7 protein-coding genes and 1 tRNA gene are annotated in these 5,634 nt (G+C 61.6%); 4 read left to right on the top strand and 4 right to left on the bottom strand.

Annotated features, from left to right (window positions below; translation table 11 throughout):
- On the bottom strand, positions 1–256 hold a 256-nt coding region (gene rpmA / locus EOA86_RS19535), incomplete at its 3' end, for a 50S ribosomal protein L27 (RefSeq protein WP_128343160.1).
- A gap of 100 nt (positions 257–356) precedes the next feature.
- Positions 357–1,043, bottom strand: coding sequence for a 50S ribosomal protein L21 (locus EOA86_RS19530; RefSeq protein ID WP_128343158.1), 687 nt, complete (start codon positions 1,041–1,043; stop codon positions 357–359).
- Between the two features lie 331 nt (positions 1,044–1,374).
- Here EOA86_RS19530 and EOA86_RS19525 point away from each other — a divergent pair.
- Together EOA86_RS19525 and EOA86_RS19520 are read left to right on the top strand one after the other, a co-directional pair.
- Positions 1,375–1,464 (top strand) — tRNA-Ser (locus tag EOA86_RS19525).
- A gap of 152 nt (positions 1,465–1,616) precedes the next feature.
- Complete coding sequence (locus tag EOA86_RS19520) at positions 1,617–2,258, top strand: class I SAM-dependent methyltransferase (RefSeq protein WP_128343156.1); 642 nt, start codon at positions 1,617–1,619, stop codon at positions 2,256–2,258.
- Positions 2,259–2,282: 24 nt separating this feature from the next.
- Here EOA86_RS19520 and EOA86_RS19515 read toward each other — a convergent pair whose 3' ends face one another.
- Positions 2,283–3,263, bottom strand: a complete 981-nt coding sequence (locus tag EOA86_RS19515; protein WP_128343161.1) for a Tim44 domain-containing protein — start codon at positions 3,261–3,263, stop codon at positions 2,283–2,285.
- A gap of 192 nt (positions 3,264–3,455) precedes the next feature.
- Here EOA86_RS19515 and EOA86_RS19510 point away from each other — a divergent pair, with 192 nt between their 5' ends.
- Positions 3,456–4,379: an alpha/beta hydrolase gene (locus EOA86_RS19510; RefSeq protein ID WP_128343155.1), complete on the top strand. Its 924-nt coding sequence runs from the start codon at positions 3,456–3,458 to the stop codon at positions 4,377–4,379.
- Between the two features lie 104 nt (positions 4,380–4,483).
- Positions 4,484–4,807 (top strand): hypothetical protein, encoded by a 324-nt coding sequence (locus EOA86_RS19505; protein WP_128343153.1) that lies wholly within the window; start codon positions 4,484–4,486, stop codon positions 4,805–4,807.
- Between the two features lie 64 nt (positions 4,808–4,871).
- Here EOA86_RS19505 and EOA86_RS19500 read toward each other — a convergent pair.
- Positions 4,872–5,634, bottom strand: a 763-nt coding sequence (locus tag EOA86_RS19500) for an RQC domain-containing protein (RefSeq protein WP_164891835.1), incomplete at its 5' end; no start/stop codon positions are given.

The following is a 5,634-nucleotide window of genomic DNA, read 5'->3' as shown; positions in this document are numbered from 1 at the left end:
TCGTCATCGGGTTCACCGATACGTAGGTTCGGCCATTGGCTTTTTTGTTGAAGGTGACTGCGCCAGCTTCGAGCGCAAACAGCGTGTGATCCGTGCCAATGCCGACGTTGGTGCCGGGATGCCACGTCGTGCCGCGCTGACGAATGATGATGTTGCCCGGAATCACGGCTTCGCCGCCGAACTTCTTCACGCCGAGCCGCTTGGAATGGGAGTCGCGACCATTGCGCGACGAACCGCCAGCTTTCTTGTGTGCCATCTAACTAACTCCGATGCGCCGCAAGGGCGCTTAAAAGGTCTTATGAACGCGTTCGCGTTCCGTTTCAAGTCCGATCCGGCGACGATTGCGCCGGCTCGCTTTACTTCTTTGCCAATTCCTTGGCCTGCTCGCGCCAGTCCGTGATCTGGTCGGTGCTGAACGGCATATGCTCGTCGATCCTGGCGACATCCTTGTCGGACAGCTTGGCGATCTGGGCGAAGGTCGTGATGCCCTGCTCGTTCAACTGGCCGGCCGCAACCGGGCCGATGCCCTTGATCACGGTCAGATCGTCCGGCTCGCCCTTCGGCGCCTTGAACAGCGGCGCGGCAGTTTCGCTTGCCTTGGCTTCCTTCTTCGGCGCTGCCTCTGCCTTGGCTTCGGTCTTCGGCGCGGCTTCAGCCTTCGCCTCGGTCTTTGCAGCAACTTCGGCCTTCGGCTCGGTCTTGGCCGCGGCCTTCTTTGTCGGCTTGGCGCCACCCAGCAGGATCTCGGCGATCCGCACGGTGGTCAAAAGCTGGCGATGGCCGATCTTGCGGCGCGAATTCTGCCGGCGGCGCTTCTTGAAGGCAATGACGGTGCGGTTCTTGCCCTGTTCGACCACTTCGGCGGTGACCAAGGCGCCATCGACGAACGGCGCGCCGAACGTGACATTCTCGCCCTCGCCATGCGCGAGCACGTGGCCGATCTCGACGATATCGCCGACCTGGCCTTCGACTTTTTCGATCTTCAGGAGATCGTTGGCGGCGACGCGATACTGCTTGCCGCCCGTTTTGATGACTGCGAACATTTTTTGCCTTTCGCTGTTCGGTCGGCCTTGATGAACCGCTTCAGGCGGTTCGGCCGTCTTTTTGTCAGTCTGCGGGTTCAAAAAGCAAGCGGCGCGGAAGAACCCTCCACGCCGATTGCGCGCTGTCCTTAGCCGAAGGTGCGGCGCGAGTCAAGGCAAACGGCCGAAGCAAACCGAAAGCAAGCCGCCGCCGTGGCGCAGGCGGCGAAGGTGTCGAAGAACGAGCCATACGGCCCTCAGAGAAGCCTGATATCAGGCAGATTGGCCCTTGTAACCTGTCCGCCCAGCCGTTATCTAGTGCGCCGCGCCGGCAACGGCGGACCATGACCGCGGAGAGGTGGCAGAGTGGTCGAATGCACCGCACTCGAAATGCGGCATGGGTGCAAGCCCATCGGGGGTTCGAATCCCTCCCTCTCCGCCATTCCGCCGATTCTAGGCTATTCTGCGAGATAGCTACCCAATCACCGCCGATAGCCGTACGAGCTTCTGCGGGGCGTGACTTGAGCGGACATGACTCGCCTCCGCCATTCTTAATGCCGAATAGGCAAGGTCGCGATCTGAGGAGCAACTACCATGAGCATAGCGAGCGACGCCCGTTTCTGGGACCGGAGTTCACGGAAGTACGCCATGGGTGCGATTGCAGATCAGGCCGGATATGAGCGCACGCTGGACCGGACCCGCGCCCTGTTGGAACCAGGCGACAGGGTGTTGGAACTGGGCTGTGGAACAGGAACGACCGCGCTCCGGCTCGCGGGCGATGTTCAAGACTATCTTGCGACGGATATTTCCGCTGGAATGATCGCGATTGCCAATGAGAAACACGCCGCTGGCCCCATCCCGGCGCTTGTCTTCCGCACCGCGACCGTAGAAGCGCTTACGCCTGACGCGGCGCAGTTTAACGCGGTTCTGGGATTCAACTATCTCCATCTGGTCCGCGATCTGCCTGGCACGCTGCGCCACATCCACGCCTTGCTTGCAGCGGAGGGCCTGTTTATCTCCAAGACACCTTGCGTCGGCGATATGAACCCACTCATCCGGCTTGCCTTGTTGCCCGCGATGCGCGCGATCGGCAAAGCACCCTATGCTGGCGTCTTTCGCGCTGCAGACCTGAGCCAGCATATATCTGCCGCGGGCTTCGACGTCCTTGCCACTGAAAGCCACGCAACGAAGGGCAACGACAATCGTCCCTACATCGTGGCGCGCAAGAGGACCTGAACGGCCGCGGCTGCAGTGTATCAGTCAGGGTTGCTGTATTGCTGCGAGCTTCCAGTCGCCACCGTTCTGGCGCGTGAAGGTCCACAGTTCGGTTGTTTCCGTCGGCCGATCGGCTTCGCCCGCGACGATCTTGCCGCTGGCGCGATCGCGCATCACGTCGTGAGACTCATAGCGCAACGCAGCCGTCGCGTAGTCGCGATCATCTTCCCGCCAACTCTCCGCAATATCGGCCTCCAACAGGCTGACATTCGAGACATCATTCCTGATGCCCTTTTTTGCGTTGTCGGCAAGTTCTTCGGACAGGTACGACACCATCTCAGGGGTCGCCAGCCGGCGCAAGCCAGCATGATCTTCGAGCCCGAATGCTTCCTGAACCTCCGTCAACCGCTGCTGGAATATGTCGAGGTCGGCCTGCGTCATTGTAATTTCATCGGAGGCTTGAGCCGTCCGGCCAAATCCGGACCCGATGCCTGGAATGGAGAAAGACGAGACGTTATCGGACTTGGGCTGGGCTGCCGCGTTTCGCCCAAAGTTCCCCATGCTCCGCGGAACGCCGGCCATGGCGGGCGCTTGGTTGCGTGCCGATTGCGACCGGAAAAAGCGGATGATCAGCATGATCGCGCCGCCGATCAGCAGCCCTTGAAGCAGCAGGCCCAACATGCCAGCCAAGCCGCCGAACCCTTGGCCCAAAAGAAGTCCGATCAGACCGCCGAGCAGCAGGCCGCGCATCATCGAACCGCCGAGGCCGTTGAAGAGCCCTGGTCGTTGGGGTGCCTGTGTCTGGCGGGCCGCATTGTTCGTTGCGGTATTGGGCGTCATCGAGCGCTCGACCGGCGCAGCCGGCTGTGGCGCCGTCCTGGTCGGCGGGACCGACTGGAAAGTGCGCGTGCCGCGGCTGCCGAAGCTGCCGCCACGCCGCGCCTCAGCGTAATCGGCCGTGACCATGGACAATGCCAGGAACAGTCCTGCAAACAAAACTGCAAACCGGCTCGAACGCGAAATCATCATGGCAAATCCCTAGGCGACACTCTTGCCGCTCATATGGGGTGCGCCGATCGAAATATCAGTGGGCCCACCTTCCATTTTAGCCATTGAGGAGAATTCCAGGGCCGCCTCGACTCCAGACACGGCAGCCGACTGTGATCCTTCTGCCACCTTGTGCGTTGTCGCCTTTTGGCACGCCGAGGGAGACGAACGGTGTTTGCAGGTTTCAGAGCCACCAGCTTGCAACTGGACGACACAACCATTTTCGCAAGGGTCGGCGGAACCGGCCCGCCGCTGCTGCTGCTTCATGGTTTTCCCGAAACGCATCTGATGTGGAGGGATATCGCCACAGCAATGGCGCCCCGCTTTACGGTGGTCGCCGCCGATCTTCGAGGCTATGGGCAAAGCGGGTGCCCGGTCTCCTCTGCCGATCATAGCCCATACGCCAAGCGCGCCATGGCCGGCGACATGGTTCAAGTCATGAAACAGCTGGGATTTAAGCAGTTCATGGTTGCTGGACATGATCGTGGCGGGCGGGTCGCCTATCGCCTGGCGCTCGATCACCCCGATGAAATCTCCAAGATCGCGGTCCTCGACGTCATCCCCACCGCCGCCGCGTGGGATAGGGCGGACGCCAGACTGGCTCTCGCCTTCTGGCCCTGGAGCCTTCTTGCGCAACCGGAGCCTCTGCCGGAGCGACTGATAGGCGCCGCGCCCGATGCCATCGTCGACAATGCGATTGTGCAGTGGGGGTCGCCGGCAGAGATGTTCTCTGCGCAGGTCAGGGACGCCTATGTCGAGGCGCTTCGCGATCCCGTTCATATTCATGCGATTTGCGAAGAGTATCGGGCCGCTGCCACGATCGATCGTGAGCATGACGTGGCGGACCAGGCAAATGGTCGTCGCATTGAGTGCCCGCTACTGGCACTGTGGAGTAGCGAAGGCGGCGTTGAGACCTGGTATGCAAGGGAAGGTGGACCGCTGGCTATTTGGAGAAAATGGGCCGACAGCGTTGAAGGAAGCCCTGTTCCGGGCGGGCACTTCTTTCCCGAAGAGCACCCTCACCAGACCGGAGCGGCTCTCTCCAAGTTCTTCGAGGATAATAGGGGGAATGACGCGTCGAACAGAGTATTGTAGAGGTCACATGCTTCCGTTACGCAAAACCTCGGGAACGCTCCGCGGCCCGGGATCGAGAACCCTCTGATATTCGCCCGGTCGGCGTCAAACCTGCTTGATAAGAAATGAAGGCGATCACTGCAGCCACGCCCCTGATTTGCAGCTTCGTATTTATCGGAAGTTGCGCATCGCCCTTCCACGCATCCTTTGATGCCGCGAAATACAACAGGATGAGCTGCGTCGAACTCAACGTGGCCATGGGCGAAGTCGCCAAGGAGATGTCGGCGACAGCGATCACTCGGGGCAAAGTCGCGAAAAGCAATATTCCGGACTGGCTATGGGGCGCCCGGCGTGTCGCCTCTGCCGTCACTGCCCGCCAGAGCGCAAAAATCGAGCAGCTGCGGCAGCAGGAGGCGGCGATCGCGGCGGTGAGACGAAGCAAGTGCTGATTGCGCCGCCGCAGTGGTCTAGTCTAAGTGGCTACCCGTCGGCACGATCGCCTTGATGCAATCTTCAGACCGACACCCCGGCCTGGCGCGCAGCGATTGCGCCGAGGAAGATCTGACCGAATTCCCTGAGCTTCGCGGCGCCGACGCCGTTGACTGTAGCGAAGGCGTCGAGGTCGCGCGGGCAGCGTTCGGCCATATCGATCAGTGTACGATCGGAGAAGATCACGAAGGCCGGCACCTGGCGCTCCCGGGCGAGGCGCAGCCGAACCGCCTTGAGCGTGGCCAAGAGCGCGGTATCCACGTCTTCCGTGCCCGCGGCAGCAGCGGGACGTGTCTTGTCACGAGACGCGCGGCTCCGCACCTCTACGCGATACCGGAACGAGACGTCGCCACGGGCCAGCTCACGACCTTTTTCGCCGATGGCGAGGCCGCCATGGCCGCCTGAGTCCAGTGTCAGAAATCCTCCCGCGACGAGTTGGCGGACCAAGGACAGCCAGAAATCCTTCTTGTGCGCCACACCGGTCCCGAAGCTGGCAAGCCTGCGGTGGTTCCTGGCCAGGACCTTCTCGGTTTCATGGCCGAGCAGAACGTCGACGATATGGGCAGCGCCAAAGCGCTCGCCGGTCTGCGCGATGGCCGCGAAGACGATCCGCGCCTCCGCCTCGCAATCCGCATGCGGCGTCTGGTCAAGGCAGTTGTCGCAATTGCCGCAAGGCATTGCCGTTTCGCCGAAGTAGCCAAGCAGGATCTGGCGACGGCACTGGGCCGTTTCGCAATAACCGATCAGCGTGTCGAGCCGGCCATGCGCGCGTCTTTTATGCTCCTGT

Origin of the sequence: Mesorhizobium sp. M5C.F.Ca.IN.020.32.2.1 (assembly GCF_004023105.1) — a bacterium.
Lineage (GTDB): Bacteria > Pseudomonadota > Alphaproteobacteria > Rhizobiales > Rhizobiaceae > Mesorhizobium > Mesorhizobium wenxiniae.
The sequence above is the reverse complement of the archived record's forward strand: the minus strand, read 5'-3'. Positions and strand labels throughout refer to the sequence as shown.

Coding starts and splice junctions, on each gene's coding strand:
- EOA86_RS19515 (WP_128343161.1), bottom strand. CDS start 3,263: ATGATTTCGCGTTCGAGCCGGTTTGCAGTTTTGTTTGCAGGACTGTTC.
- EOA86_RS19530 (WP_128343158.1), bottom strand. CDS start 1,043: ATGTTCGCAGTCATCAAAACGGGCGGCAAGCAGTATCGCGTCGCCGCC.
- EOA86_RS19520 (WP_128343156.1), top strand. CDS start 1,617: ATGAGCATAGCGAGCGACGCCCGTTTCTGGGACCGGAGTTCACGGAAG.
- EOA86_RS19505 (WP_128343153.1), top strand. CDS start 4,484: ATGAAGGCGATCACTGCAGCCACGCCCCTGATTTGCAGCTTCGTATTT.